The organism is Selenomonas oralis, from assembly GCF_051603425.1.
GTDB lineage: Bacteria > Bacillota > Negativicutes > Selenomonadales > Selenomonadaceae > Selenomonas > Selenomonas sputigena_A.
The window spans coordinates 2,109,662-2,131,857 of sequence record NZ_CP194411.1; the positions used below are offsets into that span (position 1 = coordinate 2,109,662).

Consider the following 22,196-nt stretch of genomic DNA (forward strand, 5'->3'; position numbering starts at 1 on the left):
GAAATGATGTGAGCATGGTTTTATGGGGGATGCAAATGAATTTCAAGGAGATACGTCGGAAATTTTTCCAAATGATGCAGGAAAGTTACCAGCGCTTTCGCGTGGCGATAGTTCTCGACGCGGTGCTTTTTCTTTGTGTGGCGCTGCTCACCTATTGGCAGAATTATCATATCCATAATTGGTACACGGAGCAGATTGGCTGTGCTGCTGCAGCTTCTGCCGTAAGTTTGGTTTTTGCCGTCTCCCTGCGCCTTTTTCGCGAACGGTATGGGCAGGCGGAAGGGATCTTCCGGTGTGAGGTTTTGCCGTCGGCTGCCGTGTTCTTGCTTTTCTTCGTTCTCGTTCAGGGCCATGAATTTACGGATGAACGCATTTGGCTTCAAACGGTGGGAGCGGCGTTGTTCTTTGCTTCTGTGGGCTTTTACTGCCTTGAAAGCAGCAAGGATGGGGAGCGGGCTTTTCTTACGGCGCTTTTCGCGGCATTTGAAGCGGGTATTGTGGGAAGCCTTTTTTCCGTGTCGCTTAGTATATGTCTTCTGGCCTTTAGTTCTCTGATTGTTTCGTTAGATGCTGCGCTGGAGGGGACTCTTCATTCTGTTATTTTGGAATTTGCCTTTTTTTTCGCCGGACTGCAGGTTTTTCTTGCGAGTTTGCCTGCAGGAGGAAGGGGCGCGGAGGCGCCGTCTCTTTTCCGCTCCTTGCTCGTGCGCCTCTTATGGCCGGTTTACCTTATTTTGCTTCTGATCCTCTATCTTTATGTGGCAAAAATTATTTATATATGGGAAATGCCGGTCGGTATGATGAATTGGTTTGCTTCTCTTGCCATTCTTGTCTTTGCTTTTTATTTCTTTTCTTTTGCAGGCGATGGACGTCATTCGCTGCTACAGCGCTTTTTGCGTTGGGGATTTTTGCTCTTTTTGCCCATTCTCATCGTGCAGGCCATTGGCATGTGGCAGCGGATTGAGCCTTATGGTCTCACCAGCCCACGCTATGCCTCGATTCTTTGTACGCTTTTTGGTATAGGGCTTCTTTTGCTTGCTTCTTTGCGCCGCTTGCCGCATGCTGCCTTTCTTGTTTTTGGTGCGATGGCGCTTATTTTTTCTCTGACGCCGCTGAATATCCTAGATTTTCCTCTGCGCACGCAGGAGGCACGTTTTTGGTCGATTATTGAAGCGAACCACATGGTGCAGGATGGCGTCGCTGCAGAAAATGTTTCCTTGTCGGAAATGGAACGGGTCAAACTCTTGAGCGCCATGGAATATATGATGGAACGCGGTCAAACGGAGTTTCTGGAACAACCGGGGATGCGAGATATGTTGGCAGCGTTGGTGAAAGAGGCGAGAAAGCCCGAAAAGGTTGAATATAAAGGCTGGGCTCGTTTCGAATCGCCGAACCCCTCGTATATTCCTGTTGCCGGTTGGTCCAAGGCTTATACATTCGACTATCGCCTTGTTGAAAACGGCGCTATTGTCATTGAGCTTGGCAATGGGACGGAGGAAACATATTCGGTTGCCGCTTTTTTGGAAGAACTTAAAGAATATAATCGTTTGCAGCGAGGGAAAGGGGAAAGTGTGTTTGTTCGCGAACTCAGGCTCGATGTGGACGAAAATACATGCCTTTACTTTAGTGTTGTCGAGTTGTTTATTCAAAGGAAACTGAGTAGAGAAGAAATAACTGTGCATATGAGCGGTGTGCTCCTGAAGCGTTAAAGCGGCGGGGTGCACCGGAAAGAAGGAAGTTTTTTGGCAAAAAATCATCGTAGGGAAATCAATATGCTGGAAGGGTCGCTTTGGGACAAGATTGTTCTCTTTGCGCTGCCGATTGCACTGACAGGAATACTGGAGCAGCTTTTTAATGCGGCGGATGTCGCTGTCCTTGGGCGCTTTGTGGGAACCGAGGCGATGGCGGCAGTCGGCAATAATGTGCCGATTGTCGGTCTGATCGTAAGTCTTTTTCTTGGTCTTTCGCTTGGTGCAAATGTCATTATCGCTCAGCGCATCGGTGGGCAAAAGCTTCGCGAAGCGAGCCGTGCTGTCCATACAGCGTTGCTGCTTTCCCTGCTTGCAGGCATCGGCGTCACTGTGGTAGGCGAGATTTTTGCTGCACCGCTTCTTTCTCTCCTCGATGTGCCGGGGAATGTCATGCCGATGTCGGAGCTTTATCTGCGGATTTTTCTGCTCGGGATGCCCTTCATGAGCGTCTATAATTTTGCATCGGCCATTCTACGCAGCCATGGTGATACACAGACGCCCTTGCTTGTTCTTATCGTTGCCAGCGGACTCAATATCCTGCTGGATCTTGTCTTTGTGCTTCACTTTGGCATGGATGTGGACGGTGTGGCATGGGGGACCGTGTTGTCGTATTTTGTTTCGGCGGTCATGCTTTTTCGAGCATTGCGTGCCGAAGAGGGTATCCTGCATATCGATATGCGCCTTTTGCGCCTGCGGCAGGAACATATGAAGCGGATCTTTGCCATCGGTATGCCTGCGGCTGTGCAGGGCATGGTCTTTTGTATCGCAAATCTTTGCATCCAAGCAGCACTCAACAGCCTAGGGGCTGAAGTCATGGCGGCTTCGGCTGCAGCTTTTACCATAGAAATCAATATCTACTGCGTCATAGCGGCTTTCCAACAAGCCTGTACGACCTTTGTGAGCCAGAATTACGGCGCAGGAAATCTGCCGCGCTGTCGTTCAGTTACTCGTTGGAGTCTTTTGCTGAATATTCTTGCCATGCTCGTGCTGGGAGCGTTTATTCTCGTTTTCATGCGTCCGCTTCTGCGTTTCTTCAACGATGATCCCGTTGTTGTCGAGATTGGTATTACCCGCATCGTTTATGTCGTCGTGCCCGAGATTTTCGCTGTCTTTATCGACATCTTTTCCGGCTCGATGCGAGGCTATGGCTATTCGCTGATGCCTGCCGTTATCACGCTTGTCTGCATTTGCGGTGTGCGTCTTTCCTGGGTTTGGCTCGTATTTCCGCGCTGTCCTTCTTTTGAAGTTCTAATGGTAATTTATCCCATTAGTTGGATGGTGACCTCGATATGCCTCTATGTGCTGTACCGCTTCTATCTGTGCCATTTGAAAGTGCTGCGTCCGGTGTAACGTGCGGCAGGGAAAAAATGAAGGCTCGGCCGAAAGTCAATTCAGCCGAGCCTTCATTTTGTTGATTTTCGCGTTGTCAGACGCGGAAGCGTCCAACGGTTTTTTGCAGATCCTGTGCAAGATTTGCAAGGGTCTGGCTGGCCGCGGCAATTTCTTCCGTAGAAGCCGCCTGTTCTTCGGATACGGCGGAAACATTTTCCGCTTCCCGGCGCACATCGTTCGACACTTCTTTGATCTCTTGCACCGCGGTGACTGTTTGGTTGCTGCCCTGGCGGACGCTTTGCGTGAGGGATTCGATGCTTTCAATCTTCTGGGAAAGTTCCTGCACGAGTTCCGCGATGCGGTCAAATTTTTGCCCTGCATGGTTGACCTGAGTTACTCCTGCGCCAACGCGTTCCTTCTGTTCCTGCATGATTGAGAAAGTTTTCTCTATTTGCGAGGCATTTTCTGTGATCAGATCCGTGATTTCCTGTGCTGCTGTTTCCGATTGCTCAGCCAGCTTGCGCACCTCTTCGGCTACGACGGCAAATCCTTTGCCGGATTCCCCGGCACGCGCGGCTTCAATGGCGGCATTTAGTGCCAGGAGGTTTGTTTGGCTGGCAATCTGTGTAATCATCTCGACGATTTCTGAAATGCGCTTGGAGCCTTCATAGAGCGCATTGACGGCATCCGCTACCTGTTTTGTGCTGCCGTTGATGGTTTCCATACCTTCTACGGCTATGTGGAGTTCGCTTTGCCCTTCTGTCGTTGCTTTATGGGTCTGTGCGGCAGAAGCTGCCACATCGTGAATCACGGAGGAAACCTTTTCCATTTCCTTGGACATATTGTTGACGGAGTCAATCGAACGGTCGATGACATCGCTTTGTTGCTGTGCGCTTTGTGCGATATGCGTCACGGCTTCTGCCGCATTCTGAGAGGCATGTGCCGACTGGTCTGCCGAAGCGGTCAATTCTTCGGAGGAAGCGGCAAGTTGTTCGGCTGCTGTCAGCGAACGGCGCACGAGATCGTGCAGGTTCGTCGTCATTTTTATGAAGCTTTGATGCAGGATGCCGATTTCGTCCTGCCGTCCGTCATTCGTGAAGTTTTGAGCCAGATCTCCATCTGCCACTTGTTCGGCAGCGCGTCCTAATTCTGCAATCGGCGTTGCAATCGAGCGAGTGATATAGAGTATGATCGCGACCAGGAGCAGGAGGGAGAAAATGATGACAGCGCCAACGAGAGCTCCCATTTTCATAATCGGGGCAAGAATTTCAGATTTCGGTACTTCCAAGACGAGAACCCAGCCGGTATCACCGACGGGAGCCGAAACAAACAAGGTGGTCGTGCCGTTTTCATTCCAAGATGAAAAGGTCGGCTTGCCCTCAAAGAAGTGCTTGATATTGTCGGCGCCTTCTTGTTGGTTCATGATGGTGTCTTCCAACGTTTTGGTTTTATGGTAGATGAAATTTCCATCTTCGTTTAGGAGGAAGGCGCCGCCGGTTTCTCCAACCTTGATTTTGGAAACTTCATCCTTTACACTGTCGAGTGCGAGATCAAATCCGGCAACGCCTGCGATTTGTCCGTTCTGCCGGAAGGCCGAGCTGAAGCTGACGACAGGCTTATGATCCGTTGATGTGAGGTAGATTTTAGAAATTTTGACAGATTGGGATCCGGCAGCATCTTTATACCAAGCACGTCCTGTCGCATCGAAGGTGGGATCCGATGTCCGGTCTGCTCCGTCGATAAAGGGCTGGTTCGGAAAGCCGATAAAGAAATCGCCAATGCCGTTTTTGTTGGCGAAGGAGTTGGCCATAGTCTGCATGTCTTCGTGCAGAGGCATTTTCGCTTCCCAAGAACGGGTGATGGAAGCAAGCATTTCCTTTTTGCCTGTGATAAGACCGTTGATTTCGCTGGCCTGATGCGTTGCCATTTCCGTCATTTCCTGTTCCATGGCATCCATCAGGATTTCATAAACGATACCGGCCATGACGATGAACACCAATAAAACCGGTGTTCCTATCAAAGCGATCATCCTTGTTTTCAAACTCATCTTTTTCGCTCCCTTCATTTGGGGAATAATGCCCCCCCTGATGTGAGGTATTTGGTCAGGCGAGATTATTTCCCTTGCAACTATTCCATTAGTATAAATTCGTGTTGTAATTTTTTTCTCCTGCTTTTTTGTAAGGAAATTGTAATTATTTCTAGTTTCAGGCAAAAAGTATGTATTCATCCAAATCTTGGGAGTTTAGCCTCTCATTTGATGCATAAGGATTTCATTCTCAGCTTGCATAAAGCACGTGCCAAAAAATCCGATTTGCGGACATTGCGTACTGTTCTTGCATGAAAATCGGCAGCCCACGTTATATGCGGGCTGCCGATATATCACTGCAATGCTGTTTTCAGGGTCTCCATATTTTTTTTCATGGTATCGATATAAGCATTGATGGCCTGGTCATTGGCTTCGCCGGTAACAATGGGATCCAAGGTGTAGATTTTTGCGCCGGTTTCGCGTGCAATGGTTTCGGCTGCACTAGGGGAGTATTGAGGTTCGGTGAAAAGAACCTTTACGGGAAGCTTGTTTACCTGTTCAATGGTAGCTTGCAGCTCGGCAGGAGTTGGTTCTGTACCGGGTTCGCGCTCTACCACGCTGATGATGTCGAGACCGAATTCTTTGGCGAAATAAGGGAAGGCCTCATGAAAGGTCACGATTTTTTTATTCGGCACATTGTCAAGGGCAGCGTGCATTTCCGTTTTAAGAGCTTCGAGCTTTGCGACGTAGGCATCGGCATTTTTCTGATAGGCATCGGCATGTTTCGGGTCCGCGGTTTTCAGCTGTTCAGTGATGTTCTTCGCCTGTATGATAGCGTCTGTGATGCTGAGCCAGACATGGGGATTTTCCTCACCATCTTCTTTCAGAAGTTCGATATCTTTGGAAGCGTCGATAACTTTAAGATTCTTTTGGCGTTCGATGACTTTGTCAAGAAAGCTTTCCATACCAGCGCCGTTAATGACGAAGGCGTCGGCATTTTCCAGGGTTTTCATATCCTCGGTCATGAGCTGGTAGTCGTGCAGGCATCCCGTCTGTGGCTTTGTCATATTGGTGACTGTAACGCCGTCGATGCCTTGTGTGATATTGAGTGTAGCGACATACATCGGGTAGAAGGATGTGACAATGCGGAATGTGCCGTCCTTTCCGTCGGTTTTACCGCCTGTCGTGTTTGCAGCTCCACAGCCTGTTAGGATTAAGCAGAGCGCGATGAAAAGGCAGAAGAGAGTGTGCGTTTTTCTCAAAGGAATTACCTCCTGTGCGTTGGGAAATTATCGAAGCATGATTCCCAAATAGTAATTTTACTATTTGATAGGATAGCACAGGATTATTTTTTTTGCAAGAATTTATTTTCCAGTTTTTGACGGCAATTTTGGCAAAGCCCGTAGAATTCAAAGATATGGTTGGTAATAAGAAAGCCTTTTTTTTCGGCTTCTTTTGCATAACTATCCTGCATGGGACAAATATCTATGCATTCCGTTTTGCCGCATTCTGTACAGACGATATGATGGTGATGATGTCCTGGCTGAATGATTTCATAGACATTGCCGGCCGTGCGGTGGATTTCATGAACGATGCCGATTTTTGCAAGCAGGGCGAGATTGCGATAGATGGTGTCGAAGGATACGCTGGGGTGTGTTTTGCGTACGATTGTGAAGATTTGTTGAGCTGTGGGAAAGTCGCTGCATTCGGAGAAGGCTTGAAGTACAGCCTGTCGCTGCGGTGTGAGTTTGTAGCCTTTGGCGCGCAGCAGCGCTAAATTGGTTTTTATCATAAAGGCCTCCTTGAATAAAAGTCGGTTAATCTATCGAAATCATATCACAGGCAAGAAGGGAAGGCAAAAGCGGGAGGAATACGGATGGATTGGAATGGGCTTGTGCAGATGGCATAAAATGTGTAGAATGAAAGTGAGATTTCCGGGAGGAGGAATACATATGTCATTTCTTGATTTGGCGAGAAAACGTTATTCGTGCCGCAAGCTTTCGAATCAAGCGGTAGAAGATGAAAAGCTGAGAAAGATTCTTGAGGCGGGAGATATTGCGCCGACGGCCTGCAATAAACAGCCGCTTCATATCTGGGTATTGAAGAGTGCTGAATCTATGGAAAAGGTTCGACAAGTGACTTCGTATGTTTTTGGCGCTCCCGTTGCGTTCGTGGTGGGCAGCAAGGCGGAAGCAGCTTGGGTTCGTCCCTATGACAAAAAGAATTTTGCTGATGTGGATGCGACAATTGCGGCGACACAAATGATGTTGGAAATCGAGGAGCTTGGACTCGGCACAACCTGGGTCGGGCATTTCGATGCGCCGAAGCTCAAGGAGCTTTTTCCTGAGATGGCCGCATATGAACTCGTGGCAATTTTTCCTGTTGGCTATCCAGCTGCGGAAGCGGCGCCTTCGGCACGTCATACGGAGCGAGTGGGCATAGATACGCTTGCCACCTGGCTTTGAACCGTCATTTCTGCCCCGTCGTCTGCAAGAGGGTGACGACGGGGTCTTTTCTGTTTGTTTGTGTGAATGCGGATCTTTCGGAGGCTATATGCAATACGTTGAACAGTTACGAGAAGTTGTGCGCACCCTGCGTTCGGAGCATGGCTGCCCTTGGGACAGAAAGCAGACACATGAGAGCATCAAGCCGGGCTGTATTGAAGAGGCCGTCGAGGTGCTTGGAGGCATCAATATCTTGCGGGAAACAGGCAAGGCTGATAATTTGCGTGAGGAATTGGGCGATCTTTTGCTTCAGGTTATTTTTCACTGCCAACTTGCAGAGGAAGAGGGGCTATTCAATCTGGAGGATGTGGCGAGAACATCGGTAGAAAAGATGGTGCGCCGCCATCCGCATGTGTTTGGTAAGCCCATCAAGGATGAAGAAGGTACCCCCCTGACGGATTGGGGGGATATCAAAGCGTGGGAGAAGCGCGGGCGTGCTTGGGAAGAGGCCTATTTGCCCGGAGCTTTTCAAGAGGCAGAGGTGCTTTTGAAAAAGGCGAAAAAGCGTAAGAGTTTGTAGGAGGATCGTATAGAAGGCGAATCGGAGCTGTGGCTGCTGTTTGCCGCTAAAGATTTGCATTTGGGGGAGAAAGGGGAGAGTCGCATGCTGCTGTTTTCGACAATCTTGGATATTGATGAATCTTTGACAAGAGATAAATTTATTGAGCTTGTCATTGAATGGAACCAAAAAAGCCCGCATGAGGAAAATGTTATACCGAACCTTTCCTGGAGCGGAGAGCGGAATGTTCGTTTCGGCACGGATTCGCTCTGGCTCGATATTGAAGAATATGGCAATGGGGAAATCATTGCAGTACGATACGAGAAGGTGGAACCTGATGGAATCATTTGGGATTCAGATTACGTCGTAAATTTCAAGGAGATGCGACTTGCGATTCAGCTTGACCGCAGCTACAGGGAAGATGCATTGGCGGTACGGGCAGATTTTTCGACGCCGCATTTCATTACGATGCTTATCGCTAATGGCTATCTAAAGAAGGATGGTGGTCTTGCGATCCAGCGTGTGCCTTTGTTGTTGACGGAAAACGATATTCCGCTTCTCGCTGATGTCATAGAGGGGAAAAGTCGCTATCGGCTGCCGGTGGTATATGTGTCAAAGACAATGGCAGGGAAGGATCCTGTCAATGTGAATTGGCTGGCCAGTCGGCTGAAGGGAGTGGCGCATGTTCTTGTGGAAGAAAGCCGGGATTTGGATGACAAGATTCGTTTTGCCTGTGCCGATAAAAATGAATATGATGGCGGCATTGGAATTTATTACCCGAATCCGGCTGTTCCGCCCAGACGATTCTTCCGGCCGGAGGCCGAGGAGGATGCGGCCCTGCTGAATCAAGTGGTGCGTACCGTTATTCTTTATGGAAATTCACAGAATATATCTCCCGCCTATACATGGAACGGCGTTTGGAATATGCTGCTGCATGATAAGCTGGAAAGCAAGAGGGAAGAGCTTCTTGCTGCCGAGACTGCAAAACAGCGGGCAGAAGCAGAGGTCAATGAGGTTTACAATGCTTTTGATGAGGAGCTTGGCACACTGGAAACGTGCAGAGAAGAGGTGGAACGTCTCAGATGGGAAAACGAACGGCTGCGTGAGGAAAACAAGGCGCTCTTGCTGCGTTTTAACGGGACCGAGGGGGAACCGATTTTAACGCGTGGCATGGAACGGGATCTGTTCCCCGGAGAAATCAAGGACTTTCTGCTCTCTGCACTGGAACAAGCCATACAGAACAGCCAGGGCGATAAGAAGGCGCGCAGACGTCGTGTGGATGTACTGCGGGATATTTTTGATAATAATGAGTACGAGCGGCAGTGCGAGGAAAAGGGGAGGCGGGTAAAAAACCTCCTGAAAAGCTACGACGGGATGTCGCGCCCTGTGCGGCATAAACTCGAAGAGCTTGGTTTTGGCATCACAGGAGACGGCAAGCATTACAAGCTCGTTTACTGTGAAGACAATCGCTACTGCATCGTGCTGTCCAAAACGCCGAGCGATGTTCGCGGGGGCAGAAACGAAGCGGCGGATATCGTGAAGCTGGTTTTCTGATTTTGGGAAAAGAAGGCGGAAGGCAATGGGGTACAGGGTGAATCTTTTTCAAAATTCAATGCCAATGCATGCGTTTCGGCAAAAATACCAAAACCAGGAGAAATTTATCGGTTTTTGCCGAGAGTGCCCTAATTATGGTACAGTCTGGTCTTGCCCGCCGTTGCCTTTTTCCGTGGAGCAGTATCTATATCCATACCGTCATGTTTATGTTGTATGCGCCCGCCTGGATCTCGATGAAGAAACGCGCAGGGCTGCGGATACGGCGGAGAAAGTGAAAACAATCGGTTGGGAAATCATTGTTGAGGCGAAACGAAATCTTGAGGATGCGCTGCGCACATGGGAGGAGCTTGTGCCGGGCAGCGTGAGTTTATCTTCGGGCGGCTGCAATCGTTGCAGTCGATGTTCGCGCGGTGAGGGACATCCGTGTCGCGACGAGATGGCGATGCGGTATTCTCTCGATGCGTTCGGCTTTGATTTATCGGCTATTACGAGAGACATGTTTCAAATTGAAATCCAATGGTGCCATGGGGCGCTGCCGGAATATTTTACCTTGATTCACGCCCTTTTGGCACAGGAGCCTTATGCAGATGATTTACCGCTCCTCGATACGGCTTTTTGGCGCAAAAGTGCAATTTCTTCGGCATAGCCTGCTGCGTCGTTTGGCGTCTCGAGGATAAAGGGGAGATGACAAAGACGTGGATGATTGATGATGCGTACGAGGGCCTCAAGGCCAATTTCGCCTTCGCCGATGCGGGCATGACGGTCTTTATGGCTGGCACAGGTGTTTTGGCTGTCGTTGAGATGAACGGCGCGGAGGCGATCAAAACCAATAATGTTGTCGAATTCAGCAAGTACGTCGTCCAGATGATTGCGGATATCGTAGCCGGCATCCCATATATGGCAAGTGTCAAGACAGATGCCGATATGTTCGTTTAACTTTACTTTGTCAATAATGGAACGCAGTTCCTGGAAGCTTCGGCCGACCTCCGTCCCCTTGCCCGCCATGGTTTCGAGCAGAACCGTTGTTTTTTGTTCTGGTCGGAGAACGTCGTTCAGGAGTTCTGCAATCAATGCAATTCCTGTTTCTGAACCTTGCTGCACATGACTGCCGGGATGGAAATTGTAAAAATTGCCGGGGATGTGCTCCAAGCGCGCAAGATCATCGATCATGGCGTCCCGTGCAAAGGTGCGTAGATTTTCTTTGGCTGCACAAGCATTCATGGTATAGGGGGCATGGGCGACGAGCAGACCGATGCCATGAGTTTCTTTATAGGAAACGAAGGAACGGATATCTTCCAGATCAAGGGGCTTTGCCCTGCCGCCGCGCGGGTTGCGCGTAAAGAAGGCAAAGACATCGGCATTGAGTCTCGTTGCTTCTTTGCCCATAGCGAGGAAGCCGCCGGCTGATGAAAGATGACAACCGATATGAAGGGTACGCGTTGTTTTTTCCATGAATGTGTTCTCCTCATTGATGGTGGACAGTCCTTTTCTTTCGTCCTTTTTCTGTGCTTCTGGGTGTATCGCTTGTTTTTTTGTGCAGACCGAGCCAGATGAAGAAGATTAGAGCTATGCTGAAGGAAATGAGGCTTGTCATTTGGGCGGATTTGAAGAGCCCGAATATCAGTCCGTTATAGTCTCCGCGCAGGTATTCGAGGAAGAAGCGTGCAGCAGAGTAGAGCATGATGTAGAGTGCGAAGGCTTGTCCTTTGGCGTGGTTTGTGGCACGGAAGATCAGGAGCAGGGCGAAGATGACAAAATCCAGTTGTCCTTCCCAAACTTCCGCTGGCCACAGGGGCTGGTTGCCATACGTGAGGAACGCGAGAGTGCTTTCCGGATAGAGTATTCCAAAGGCAGAGCCTGTAGGAGCACCGAAAGCGTCCCCGTTCATGAGATTGGCGCAACGACCAATAGCTTGCCCAAGAATAATAGCAGGGGCGACGATATCGGCAAGTGCCCAGGTGTCGATTTTGTGATGATATGTATAGATGATTCCGATGGCAGCACCGAGAAATATGCCGCCTTGTATGGCCATGCCGCCTTGCCATACGTTGAGGATTTCAGAAAGGTGGTTTTGGTAGTAGTTCCAGTCAAAGAAAAAGACATCCCATAAACGTGCACCCAAAAGACCTGCAATACCGCAGTATATCCCCATATCAATTATATGCCCATGATAGCGTCCATCTTGTTTTGCCAGAAAGTAAGCTACGCCTGTGGCGAGAATGATGCTGAGGCTGAGGATGAGTCCGTAGGCGCGTATGGGGAAGTCCCCGATAAAGAAAAGATATTGATGCATGGTATGCCTCCGTAAACGGTTTTTGGGGGAACTATGCCTAAATCTCGTAGTTTCCCGACGATAAAGATTTCGGTTAATTCATTTGAATTTTCTTCGCTCCTATGTTAGTATACTATAAGTGTGTAGAAAGAAAAATGCAATCTTGAAGAAAGCTGGCAGGAAAGATTGCCTTCATCCTGTTTGGGATGGAGGCTTTTTTGCACGGAAAGCAAGTTTGTGGAATGCCTTCGAGTGCATGAATTGTGATACTTCCGGATAGCTGCTTTCTGAAGAATCGCTTTTTATAGGAGGGAAAATCTTGTTGTATAAGAAGGTAGACACTACCCTGAATTTCGTCGAGAGAGAGAAGGAAGTCGAAGACTTTTGGAAAGATCAGAATATCGCCCAGAAAGCGATTGATCAACGGGCAGGCAATGAGAACTTCACATTTTATGACGGCCCTCCGACGGCGAATGGCAAGCCGCATATCGGCCATGTTTTGACGCGTGTCATCAAGGATATGCTGCCACGCTATCAATCCATGAAGGGCAAGCGTGTCCTTCGGAAAGCGGGCTGGGATACGCATGGTTTGCCCGTTGAGCTTGAGGTGGAAAAAGCGCTTGGGCTCGACGGCAAGGAACAGATTGAAAAATATGGCATGGAACCGTTTATCAAAAAATGCCGCGAATCTGTCTGGAAGTATAAAGGTATGTGGGAAGAATTTTCCAATGTTGTCGGTTTTTGGGCAGATATGGAGCATCCTTACATAACCTATGAGAATGATTTTATTGAATCGGAGTGGTGGGCTCTCAAGGAGATCTGGAAGCGTGGATTGCTTTATAAGGGCTATAAGGTTGTTCCTTATTGCCCACGTTGCGGTACGCCGCTTTCTTCTCATGAAGTTGCACAAGGATATAAGGATGTAAAAGAGCGTTCTGCCTTGGTCAAGTTTAAGGCGAAGGGAGAGAATGCATATTTTCTGGCTTGGACGACGACTCCGTGGACGTTGCCTTCAAATCTAGGTCTTTGCGTGAATCCTGAAGTAATCTATGTGAAGATTCGTGTCGGGGAAACGGTTTACTATCTGGCGGAAGCTTTGGTTGATTCGGTTTTTGCCGATGTGGAAGGCGACCGTGAAATCCTGGAACGGATGACGGGTAAGGAGCTCGAGTATCGCGACTATGAGCCTCTTTATCCTTATGCCGAGGGGAAAATTAAGAAAAAAGCCTTTTTCGTCATCTGTGATGATTATGTCACGACCTCGGATGGTACCGGTATCGTTCATACGGCTCCGGCTTTTGGTGAGGATGACAACCGCGTTTGCCGCAAGTATGACATGCCCTTCGTTCAGTTTGTCGACAACAAGGGCGATATGACAGCGGATACGGATTGGCCCGGTGTTTTTGTCAAGGATGCCGACCCGCTTATTTTGAAAGACTTAAAAGAGAAAGGGCTGCTTTTCAAAGCCCCAGTTTTCGAGCACAGTTATCCGCATTGCTGGCGTTGTGATACACCGCTTATTTATTATGCGCGTGAATCATGGTTCATCAAGATGACAGCGGTTCGCGATGAGCTTATTGCAAACAACAATACAGTCAATTGGATTCCGGAAAGCATTGGCAAGGGACGTTTTGGTGATTGGCTTGAGCATGTGCAGGATTGGGGCATCAGCCGCAATCGCTATTGGGGCACGCCGCTCAATATTTGGGAATGCAGCTGCGGGCATCAGCATTCCATTGGCTCAATCGAGGAGCTCAAATCCCTGTCGGACAACTGCCCGGATACGCTTGAGCTACACCGTCCCTATGTCGACGCTGTGACAATCCGCTGTTCTGAATGCGGCGAAGAGATGCATCGCGTGCCTGAAGTCATCGACTGCTGGTTCGATTCCGGCTCAATGCCGTTTGCGCAATGGCATTATCCGTTTGAAAACAAAGATATTTTTGAGCGGCGTTTCCCGGCAGATTTTATTTCCGAAGCGGTTGACCAGACGCGTGGATGGTTCTATTCGTTGATTGCAATCTCGACGCTGCTCTTTCATAAGGCGCCTTATAAGAATGTCATTGTCTTGGGACATGTGCAGGATGAAAACGGGCGCAAGATGTCGAAATCCAAGGGCAATGCTGTCGATCCGATGGAAGCTTTGAAAAAGCATGGCGCGGACGCTATTCGCTGGTACTTCTATGAAAACAGCGCACCTTGGCTGCCAAATCGCTACCATGATGGAGCGGTGCAGGAAGGCCAGAGAAAATTCATGGGTACGCTTTGGAATACGTATGCTTTTTATGTGCTTTATGCAAATATCGACAACTTCAACCCGCTTGAACATAAGCTTGAATATGCAAGACTTTCCGTCATGGATCGGTGGATTCTCTCGCGGCTTAATACGATGGTAAAGACGGTAGATGAAAGTCTTGCAGGCTACAAGGTCACGGAAGCGGCAAAATCCTTGCAGGGGTTTGTCGATGAACTGAGTAACTGGTATGTGCGCCGCAACCGCGAACGCTTCTGGGCAAAGGGGGAAGAAGAAGATAAGGTAAATGCCTATATGACGCTTTATACGGCGCTTATAACGACGATAAAAGCGGCAGCCCCGATGATTCCTTTTATGACGGAAGCCATTTATCAGAATATCGTGCGCAGCATCGACAAAAATGCTCCTGAGAGCATCCATCTTTGCGATTTTCCGGCAGTACACGAAGACTGCATTGATGCGGCACTTGAGGATAATATGGAAATCGTCCTGGAAATCGTTGTCCTCGGACGTGCGGCGCGCAATGCTGCGAACATCAAGAATCGGCAGCCGATTGGCAGGATGTTCGTCAAGGCGGTGCATGAAGTTGACGGGTTTTTCCGTGAGATTGTGGAAAGTGAGCTCAATATCAAAAAAGTGATTTTCAAAGAGGACATGGAAGAGTATTTGAGCTACAGCTTTAAGCCGCAATTCAAGGTGTTGGGTCCGAAAGTTGGTCGTCGTATCGGCGAGGTCAAGGCGGCGCTTCTGAAGATAAACGGACATGCTGCGAAAGAGGAGCTCGACCGGACCGGCAAGCTTATCTTGCCTCTTGCCGGAGGCGATATCACACTTTTGCCTGAGGATATCGAGGTATCGATGGCGCAGACGGAAGGGTTCGTTTCACAGCGTTATGGTACAGTCACGGTTGCGCTTGAGACGACACTTGCTCCTGAGCTGATTGAGGAAGGTTTTGTGCGTGAAATCATCAGCAAGGTGCAGACGATGCGCAAAGAGAATGGGTTTGAGGTTACGGATCATATTAGGATCACAGCTGGGGGCAATGAAAAAATAACAGCCTTGATGGCAAAGAATGAAGATTATATCAAGAGCATTACGCTTGCCAATGAAATTTCTTACGAGAAAGAAGTGCTTGGCAAGGAATGGAATATCAACGGCGAGAAGCTGACTCTTAAAATTGAGTGATAGGCGGCGGAGGTGCTTTGAATGGAACTGAAGACCATTGGCGCGGTATGTAGTCCGTATAAGTCCTTGGCGGATAATATTCCACGGCAAGGTTTTTTTAGCGAGGCGGAGTCTTGCATTGAGATTGCTGAGGCATTTGCGCCCGCTTTGGAGCATATAGAGGAACATGAATGGCTCACCGTGCTCTATTGGGCGCATCTTGCTGAACGTGACAAATTGGTGGCAACACCGCCGAGCGGTACGCGTATGTGCGGCGTTTTCGCCTGCCGTTCGCCTGGCCGTCCCAATCCGATTTCTCTTTGTGTTGTACGCCTTTTACGCCGAGATGGCAGACGACTTTTGTGCGCCATCTCGATGCTTTGGACGGCAGTGCCGTGCTCGATTTGAAACCATATGTCGATGCTGTGGCGTTGGCAGAAAAAACGAAAAAGCAAAGACTGTAATATGGCAGAGGAAAATACAGATGCTGTGTTTTTTCGGAAAACAAGAAGGGAAACGCGTCGTAAAAAGAGGCGCCCATAATGGATAGAGCGTGGAAAGAAAATCCTGAGGAAGAAAGGGGATTCGCCATGAAGGAAGAGGCTTATAGAGCGGCTGGAATTGATTATGCGCAGGGTTTGGAACGCTTCATGGGAAATGCTGAGCTCTATCAACAATTTTTGTCGCAGTTCCTCTACGATGGTTCATTTGAAGAGTTTTGGGCAGGTATGGAGATGGGAGATCTCCAAATGGCGGAGAAAGCCATACACACTTTGAAAGGGACGGCAGGAAATTTGAGTATGATCCGTCTTTTCGAGCTATCAGATGAAATTGTGGAGGCGCTTCGTGAGGGAAAAACAGCAGAAGAAATTCGCACGTTGATTTATGAGACGCGGGAAGTTTATGAAAAAATCTGCGATGCAATCCGACAAAATGCATGAGAAGGTTCGGCATGGATTGCATGTGCTTTTACAAAAAGAAGCAGCTGCTCTTTGCAAATGAATGGCAAGGAGCGGCTGCTCTTTTTTGTATGTCCTAAACGGTGGGGATTGTGTAGTTGTAGAGAGGAAGTACGTTGATCAACGGTTCTTCATAGGGATGAGCCGTGCGGATGGCGGACAGAGTTGCTGGAAGCTTTTGGGTTTCGATGATGACCTCGATTTTTATTTCAGGAGCCTCGCTGATTTCGCCTTCGTGTCCAATGTATGGCCGTGCTCCCGTGAGCGGGCGCCAAGTGCCTATGACGTGACTGTAGGCAATACAGCTGTCATAGTTGCCGATGTGTCCGGCATCAACACTTTGCAATGCTTTTTGCATGGCAGGCAGATGTGATTCAGGCAAATAGATTTCTAGCTTAAGCCTTGTAAATATCATGGACGACCTCTCTGCTATTAGGGAACAAGGACGCAGCGGGCAGCAGTATCATGCTCGTTTTTCAAAAGAAAAAGTCTCAGATTGTTTAGGTGTGAAAAGAGGGGGGTAAAGATAATGCGCAGCTTGAACCGCAGAAAGGAATGAGAGATACAGCCGAAGATGGGAATGCGATTGAGCGTATAGGGATTGTCGCCGGGGGTGTCAAGACCATAGTTGACGGTAAAGGCAGTGCGGTATCCTCCTTCACGCACAACGGCTAACACAGTGTCATCATAGGAGCCACAGGGATAGGCGATGGAATGAACGTCTTTTTCCAGATGCGCCTCAATGGCTTTTTTTGAATCAAGAGCCTCGTGGCGTACTTCTTCGTAGGAGTCAAGCTTGCTGAGTTCGACATGGGTCATGGTATGGCATTGGATATCAATGATGCCCGAGTCCTGCATTTCCTGGGAAATTTCCCATGTAAGATAATTGGGGTATACATTGAGATAATCGGTGATGATAAAGATTGTACCTTTGAGATTATACTTTTTTAGAATGGGATACGCATTTTTATAATTATCAATATAACCGTCGTCAAAAGTGATGAGAATCGGTTTTTCTGGCAGGGAAGCTCCCTTTTCCAGGTAATCGGCGAGTTCTTCTGTAGTGATTGGATGATAGCCGTTTTCCGCAAGGTATTTCATTTGTGCCTCAAATTCAGGCGTGCTCACGGTCAGGGCATTGTGTGCCTCGTCATTGATTTGGTGATAATTTAGTACGGGAATGCCGCCTTGCCAATTCGTGGACGACAGAAGCATTGTGAGAAAAAGAAATAAGACGATGACGATGGCACTCATGATTTTTTTGGGGGTAATACGCAAAGGGAACACGTCCTTATTTTATATAGTCATCAAGCACAAGAGGCAAAAGGATTGAAAACCTTGTAATCCTGCAATTCCCCATGATATAGCAGGATTTTTCATATGTCAAGGATGTGTGCAAGATTTAGCGTGATTCAAAAGGAATCTGGTATGCGAAAATGCTTGAGGAAAAGGCTAGGTAGAATTGTTCGCAAGAAGAGGAAAAGATGTGCTATAATAAAGGGAGTTTTGCGGGGGCAGAAGATAACAGCGGATGGCTCCCGTACATGACTCACATTTGCGTGGCGCGTATTGGCGTTGTGTTTGCAAGGAGCAGTGAAATGACAAGAAATGATTTGTGCTGGTGCGGCAGTGGCAAGAAGTACAAAAAATGCCATATGGATTTTGACGATCGTATCAATTCGATAAAGTTTGATATTTATCGCGGGCAGGTACGCCCACCACATAGTATCATAAAAAATGCAAAGGATATTGAAGGCATAAAAAAAAGCGGTGTTGTAAATGATGGGGCTCTTGATCTTATGACTGAGATGGTAAGGCCTGGTATTGACACGGCGACACTTGATAAGGCGGCGCATGACTATATTGTTGGTCATGGCGGGATTCCGGCTTGTTTGAATTTTGAAGGCTTTCCAAAGAGTGTTTGCATATCCATCAACGATGTTGTCTGCCATGGCATACCGTCGAAAAAAACGATTCTCAAGGAAGGGGATATCGTAAATATCGATATTACGACGATCTTGGATGGTTATTATGCGGATGCATCACGTATGTATATCGTGGGCGGCAAGACCTCACCGGAAGCCGAAAAGCTTGTACAGGTGGCGAAGGAGTGCATGAATCGCGGCATTGAGGCGGCGAAGCCATGGCATTTTCTTGGCGATATTGGTGCGGCTTGTGATGAGCATGCAAGAGCAAATGGATGCTCTGTCGTGACACAACTCGGAGGCCATGGTGTGGGCAAGGATTTCCATGAAGAACCCTTTGTGCCGCATGTGGGTGAGATTGATACGGGTATGTTGCTTGTGCCTGGTATGGTATTGACTGTGGAGCCGATGATCAATGCCGGAAAATATAAGGTAACGGTTGATAAAAAGGATGGATGGACTGTGCGCACAAAGGATGGATCTCTTTCAGCGCAGTGGGAAAAGACAATCCTCATTACTGATACAGGAACGGAGGTACTTTCGAGTTGACATCTTTTGAGGAAATTCGCTGCCTGCCAACACTCATCGGAGTATTGTCCCGCCAAGGCATAAAGAAAGCAACTCCCGTGCAGGAGCAGGCGATTCCCGTTGTGCGCAGCGGACGTGATGCCATTGTGCAGGCACAGACAGGGACGGGCAAGACACTGGCCTTCCTCGTGCCTCTCCTGGAACGCATCAAGGGGAATATACCGGTGGTGCAGGCTCTGGTTGTCAGCCCGACGCGCGAGCTTGCAATGCAGACAGCGCGTGTGGTGAAACCGCTTGCCGAAGCAGTGGGGATCCATACTGCTCTCGTTTATGGCGGACAGGATATTGAACGGCAGAAGGATAAACTCAGACAGAAGCCGCAGCTTATTATCGCAACTCCGGGCAGGCTGCTCGATCATTTGCGCCGTCGTTCAGTTGATCTTTCTCAGGTAAACAAGATCGTGCTTGATGAGGCTGATGAACTCTTACGTCTCGGTTTTGTTGAGGATGTGGAGCAAATGCTTGAAGCTTTGGCAGGCGATCATCAACTGCTGCTTTTTTCAGCGACAATGCCTGATCGTATACGAGGTTTGACGCGCCGCTACATGAGTGATCCGGCAGAAATAAAGATACAGCCTGAAATCGTGACACTTGAAAATATTGAGCAGGTCATTGTCGGAACCCGGGAAGATACGAAGCTGGACAAACTTTGTGAGCTTTTGAACAAATATCAGCCATATCTTGCTATGGTTTTTTGCCATACGAAGCAGAAGGTTTCTCATGTTACAATAGAACTTTCGCGTCGAGGCTATCTCGTGGATGAACTGCATGGTGATTTGACGCAGACACAGAGAAATCTCGTGATGCGCCGTTTTCGCGAGGCAAAATTACAAATTCTTGTCGTGACGGATATCGCAGCACGTGGGCTTGATATCGAAGGCGTCACGCATGTTTTCAATTATGATTTGCCGCAGGATACGGAATGGTATATTCATCGTATAGGTCGTACAGGGCGTGCGGGTACAGCTGGTATGGCGATTACTTTTGTCAATGCACATCAGTACGATCAACTGCGTCGTATCGAGGCGGGAATAAAGCTGCGTATTGCTCGGCAGAAGTCCGAACGTATAGGAAAGAGAAGGATGGCTGTCAAGGACACAGCCGCTGCAGCGAAAAAGCAGCCGAGTGGTTTGGTTGAAAAAAGCAAAGAAACGATGCAGGCAAGCAATGTGCCGCCGCCTAGGCGGAGCAAAGCGGCGAAGCGGGCACGGCGGATTGCCAAGAAGCGTGAAGGAAGGCCGGCAGTCAGATCAGGGACAGGCCGTGCCAAGATAAATGTTGGGAAACGTGCGCACCTTAGCAGGCGATGAGCAGAAACTATATAAGGGCGGGAAGGCGGCAAAGGAGATGCCGTCTTTTTGCGTAATTTTTATTGATTTGAATATGGATTTCACCTGATTGTATCATTTGCGCGTTTTGTCTGGCAGGAAAATCGTTTTTTTGCCAGAATAAAAGAAATAGTCAATACAAAGCAATAAAAATATGGTGAGCAGTGCACTCAAAGGTTGAAGAGGGGGATATTTGATGATTGGTATCAAGAATGTTATTGCGATTATCTGCGGCGGTGGTCCTGCACCAGGCATCAACAGCGTCATTTCTGCTGTAACAATTGAAGCGGATCGTCATGGATGGGATGTCTTGGGAATTTATGATGGTTTTTCGCGATTGGCGCGCGGTGAAAAAAAGTATGTGCGCCTTGATATGGAACGTGTAAGCCGTATCCATTTGACGGGAGGATGTATTCTCCAAATGTCACGCTATAACCCTACGAAAAAAGAATCCGATTTGCGTACAGTTGTCGATACACTGACGGAACTTGGCGTCACACACGTTGTGACCATTGGCGGCGATGATACAGCCTACAGTGCGATGGCCGTATCGAATTACGCACGACAGATCGGCCGCACAATCAATGTCGTGCATGTTCCTAAAACCATCGACAACGATTTGCCGCTTCCTGAAGGAATTCCTACTTTCGGATTTGAAACGGCGCGTGCTTTTGGTACAGAGGAGATTGAAAACCTCATGGAAGATGCGCGTACGAGCAACAATCGTTGGTATTTTACGATTGCGATGGGGCGTACAGCCGGTCATTTGGCGCTTGGCATGGGGCGCTCTGCGGGTGCGGCTTTGACGATTATACCCGAGGAATTCCATGCAGAGTCGATTCCTTTGCAGCAGGTTGTCGATATTATTACGGGTTCTATAGTCAAACGATATCTTACCGGTCATAATTATGGCGTGGCTGTCATTGCTGAAGGTGTTATCGAAAAGATTGCGCCGGAGGACTTTGAGCAACTTGGCGATGTTGTATTGGACGAACATGGGCATATCCGTTATGCGGAGCTTGACTTTGGCGAAATTCTAAAGCAGGCAGTGCTTGCCGAGGTTGAAAAAATTGGCATAAAGATTGCTGTTGTAGATAAAGAAATCGGCTATGAGCTGCGTTGTGCCGCGCCGATTGCCTACGATATCGATTATGCGCGTTCTCTGGGATATGAAGCGGTTCAATTTCTTATGCGCGGGGAGACGGGGGCTTTGATTACGCTGCAAGATAATCAGGCAAAGCCGCTCTTTTTCGATGAAATTAAAGATCCGGAAACAGGAAAGACACGGGTGCGCAAGGTCAATATTGAGTCCGTGCATTATAAGATTGCACGAGGCTTCATGATGCGTATGGAAAAGGCAGATCTTGATGATCCAGGACTTGCCAATGCCTATCACATGGAAAAGGATGAGTTCAAGGAAAGATATGCTTATCTCTTTGAGTGAGCGATAGGCGGGGTAAACATGCCCCCATATCAGGAACTATCGTATATAAATTTGATATGCTATTTGCCTATTGCCCAAAAAGTATAGAGATGCTGCAGCCCATCCATCCGGATGGGCTGTTTTGATGTCAAGCAGGCAAAATGATTCAGATATGGAATACATCAACGAATCTTGCATTTAAAAAACAGTTGCACATCTGTTATAAATTGATGTATGCGGCAATTCTTTTCTCTATTTTTTTCTGTTCGTTTTGGGAGCGGGAAGCTCCTCATACATTGCACGAACCAATTCACTTAAGCAGTCCTTATCATCCAAACAGTCTACCAGTAACATCTTCTTGGCACCTTCATACGGCAATTCATATACCGCATTCGGCATGCGAATAATTGCCGCTTTGACTGGTTTTACAAGGAAGCGATCGTCATAAACTCCTCCGAAAATTTTTTGCTTATGGTAAAGAATATATTCTCCCATCATAGTTTTATAGGAAATATCGTCCAAGCCAGATAACTGCCCCAATACAAAAGCTAGATATTCTTTCGTCGATGCCATGGAAGTTCCTCCCCAAATGCCCAATGTTTAATATTCATGTATAT

19 protein-coding genes and 1 pseudogene are annotated in these 22,196 nt (G+C 48.2%); 12 read left to right on the top strand and 8 right to left on the bottom strand.

Annotation, left to right across the window (positions count from 1 at the left end):
* Window positions 1–35 precede the first annotated feature (35 nt).
* Together ACRTGH_RS10040 and ACRTGH_RS10045 are read left to right on the top strand one after the other, a co-directional pair.
* Window positions 36–1,709: a DUF4153 domain-containing protein gene (locus ACRTGH_RS10040; RefSeq protein WP_368846171.1), complete on the top strand. Its 1,674-nt coding sequence runs from the start codon at window positions 36–38 to the stop codon at window positions 1,707–1,709.
* 33 nt (window positions 1,710–1,742) lie between these two features.
* Window positions 1,743–3,101, top strand: coding sequence for an MATE family efflux transporter (locus ACRTGH_RS10045; protein ID WP_368846170.1), 1,359 nt, complete (start codon window positions 1,743–1,745; stop codon window positions 3,099–3,101).
* Between the two features lie 76 nt (window positions 3,102–3,177).
* Here ACRTGH_RS10045 and ACRTGH_RS10050 read toward each other — a convergent pair whose 3' ends face one another.
* The 3 genes from ACRTGH_RS10050 to ACRTGH_RS10060 all read right to left on the bottom strand — a co-directional run bounded on the left by ACRTGH_RS10050 (window position 3,178) and on the right by ACRTGH_RS10060 (window position 6,901).
* Window positions 3,178–5,130 carry a methyl-accepting chemotaxis protein gene (locus ACRTGH_RS10050; protein WP_438474877.1) on the bottom strand — a complete coding sequence of 651 codons (1,953 nt, stop codon included), beginning with the start codon at window positions 5,128–5,130 and terminating at the stop codon, window positions 3,178–3,180.
* Window positions 5,131–5,462: 332 nt separating this feature from the next.
* Window positions 5,463–6,371 (bottom strand): metal ABC transporter substrate-binding protein, encoded by a 909-nt coding sequence (locus ACRTGH_RS10055; protein ID WP_368846168.1) that lies wholly within the window; start codon window positions 6,369–6,371, stop codon window positions 5,463–5,465.
* A gap of 83 nt (window positions 6,372–6,454) precedes the next feature.
* Window positions 6,455–6,901: a Fur family transcriptional regulator gene (locus ACRTGH_RS10060; RefSeq protein ID WP_368846167.1), complete on the bottom strand. Its 447-nt coding sequence runs from the start codon at window positions 6,899–6,901 to the stop codon at window positions 6,455–6,457.
* Window positions 6,902–7,061: 160 nt separating this feature from the next.
* Here ACRTGH_RS10060 and ACRTGH_RS10065 point away from each other — a divergent pair, with 160 nt between their 5' ends.
* From ACRTGH_RS10065 to ACRTGH_RS10080, 4 genes are all read left to right on the top strand, one after another.
* Window positions 7,062–7,574, top strand: a complete 513-nt coding sequence (locus ACRTGH_RS10065) for a nitroreductase family protein (protein WP_368846166.1) — start codon at window positions 7,062–7,064, stop codon at window positions 7,572–7,574.
* A gap of 88 nt (window positions 7,575–7,662) precedes the next feature.
* Window positions 7,663–8,133 (top strand): MazG nucleotide pyrophosphohydrolase domain-containing protein, encoded by a 471-nt coding sequence (locus tag ACRTGH_RS10070; RefSeq protein ID WP_368846165.1) that lies wholly within the window; start codon window positions 7,663–7,665, stop codon window positions 8,131–8,133.
* Window positions 8,134–8,217: 84 nt separating this feature from the next.
* A complete protein-coding gene (locus ACRTGH_RS10075) occupies window positions 8,218–9,666 on the top strand; it encodes a hypothetical protein (RefSeq protein WP_368846164.1) in 1,449 nt (482 codons plus the stop codon).
* Between the two features lie 64 nt (window positions 9,667–9,730).
* Window positions 9,731–10,312, top strand: coding sequence for a DUF2284 domain-containing protein (locus ACRTGH_RS10080; protein ID WP_438474879.1), 582 nt, complete (start codon window positions 9,731–9,733; stop codon window positions 10,310–10,312).
* On the opposite strand, the gene ACRTGH_RS10085 is transcribed toward ACRTGH_RS10080, so the two are convergent.
* Window positions 10,246–11,118 carry a deoxyribonuclease IV gene (locus tag ACRTGH_RS10085; RefSeq protein WP_368846162.1) on the bottom strand — a complete coding sequence of 291 codons (873 nt, stop codon included), beginning with the start codon at window positions 11,116–11,118 and terminating at the stop codon, window positions 10,246–10,248. The genes ACRTGH_RS10080 and ACRTGH_RS10085 overlap by 67 nt on opposite strands.
* A 13-nt stretch (window positions 11,119–11,131) precedes the next feature.
* Window positions 11,132–11,959, bottom strand: a complete 828-nt coding sequence (lgt, locus tag ACRTGH_RS10090) for a prolipoprotein diacylglyceryl transferase (protein WP_368846161.1) — start codon at window positions 11,957–11,959, stop codon at window positions 11,132–11,134.
* A gap of 301 nt (window positions 11,960–12,260) precedes the next feature.
* Between lgt and ileS the strand changes: the two genes are divergently transcribed.
* The 3 genes and pseudogenes from ileS to ACRTGH_RS10105 all read left to right on the top strand — a co-directional run bounded on the left by ileS (window position 12,261) and on the right by ACRTGH_RS10105 (window position 16,297).
* The gene (gene ileS, locus ACRTGH_RS10095; protein ID WP_368846239.1) at window positions 12,261–15,377 is read left to right on the top strand and encodes an isoleucine--tRNA ligase; all 3,117 of its coding nucleotides are present in this window, start codon (window positions 12,261–12,263) and stop codon (window positions 15,375–15,377) included.
* A 21-nt stretch (window positions 15,378–15,398) separates the two neighbouring features.
* A pseudogene (gene tsaA, locus ACRTGH_RS10100) lies at window positions 15,399–15,820 on the top strand (tRNA (N6-threonylcarbamoyladenosine(37)-N6)-methyltransferase TrmO).
* A 78-nt stretch (window positions 15,821–15,898) separates the two neighbouring features.
* Window positions 15,899–16,297: an Hpt domain-containing protein gene (locus ACRTGH_RS10105; protein ID WP_368846160.1), complete on the top strand. Its 399-nt coding sequence runs from the start codon at window positions 15,899–15,901 to the stop codon at window positions 16,295–16,297.
* 94 nt (window positions 16,298–16,391) lie between these two features.
* Here the strand turns inward: ACRTGH_RS10105 and ACRTGH_RS10110 are convergent, their stop codons facing one another.
* Window positions 16,392–16,730, bottom strand: coding sequence for a YqfO family protein (locus ACRTGH_RS10110; protein ID WP_368846159.1), 339 nt, complete (start codon window positions 16,728–16,730; stop codon window positions 16,392–16,394).
* Window positions 16,731–16,747: 17 nt separating this feature from the next.
* A complete protein-coding gene (locus ACRTGH_RS10115; protein WP_368846158.1) occupies window positions 16,748–17,569 on the bottom strand; it encodes a polysaccharide deacetylase family protein in 822 nt (273 codons plus the stop codon).
* Window positions 17,570–17,913: 344 nt separating this feature from the next.
* On the opposite strand from ACRTGH_RS10115, the gene map reads away from it, so the two are divergent.
* From map to pfp, 3 genes are all read left to right on the top strand, one after another.
* Window positions 17,914–18,789 (top strand): type I methionyl aminopeptidase, encoded by an 876-nt coding sequence (map, locus tag ACRTGH_RS10120; protein WP_368846238.1) that lies wholly within the window; start codon window positions 17,914–17,916, stop codon window positions 18,787–18,789.
* On the top strand, window positions 18,786–20,138 hold the full coding sequence (locus tag ACRTGH_RS10125; RefSeq protein WP_368846157.1) for a DEAD/DEAH box helicase: 1,353 nt from the start codon (window positions 18,786–18,788) through the stop codon (window positions 20,136–20,138). The genes map and ACRTGH_RS10125 overlap by 4 nt, the downstream gene beginning before the upstream one ends.
* A gap of 214 nt (window positions 20,139–20,352) precedes the next feature.
* The gene (pfp, locus tag ACRTGH_RS10130) at window positions 20,353–21,600 is read left to right on the top strand and encodes a diphosphate--fructose-6-phosphate 1-phosphotransferase (protein ID WP_368846156.1); all 1,248 of its coding nucleotides are present in this window, start codon (window positions 20,353–20,355) and stop codon (window positions 21,598–21,600) included.
* Window positions 21,601–21,831: 231 nt separating this feature from the next.
* Here the strand turns inward: pfp and ACRTGH_RS10135 are convergent, their stop codons facing one another.
* The gene (locus tag ACRTGH_RS10135; RefSeq protein WP_368846155.1) at window positions 21,832–22,152 is read right to left on the bottom strand and encodes a TfoX/Sxy family protein; all 321 of its coding nucleotides are present in this window, start codon (window positions 22,150–22,152) and stop codon (window positions 21,832–21,834) included.
* Window positions 22,153–22,196 lie beyond the last annotated feature (44 nt).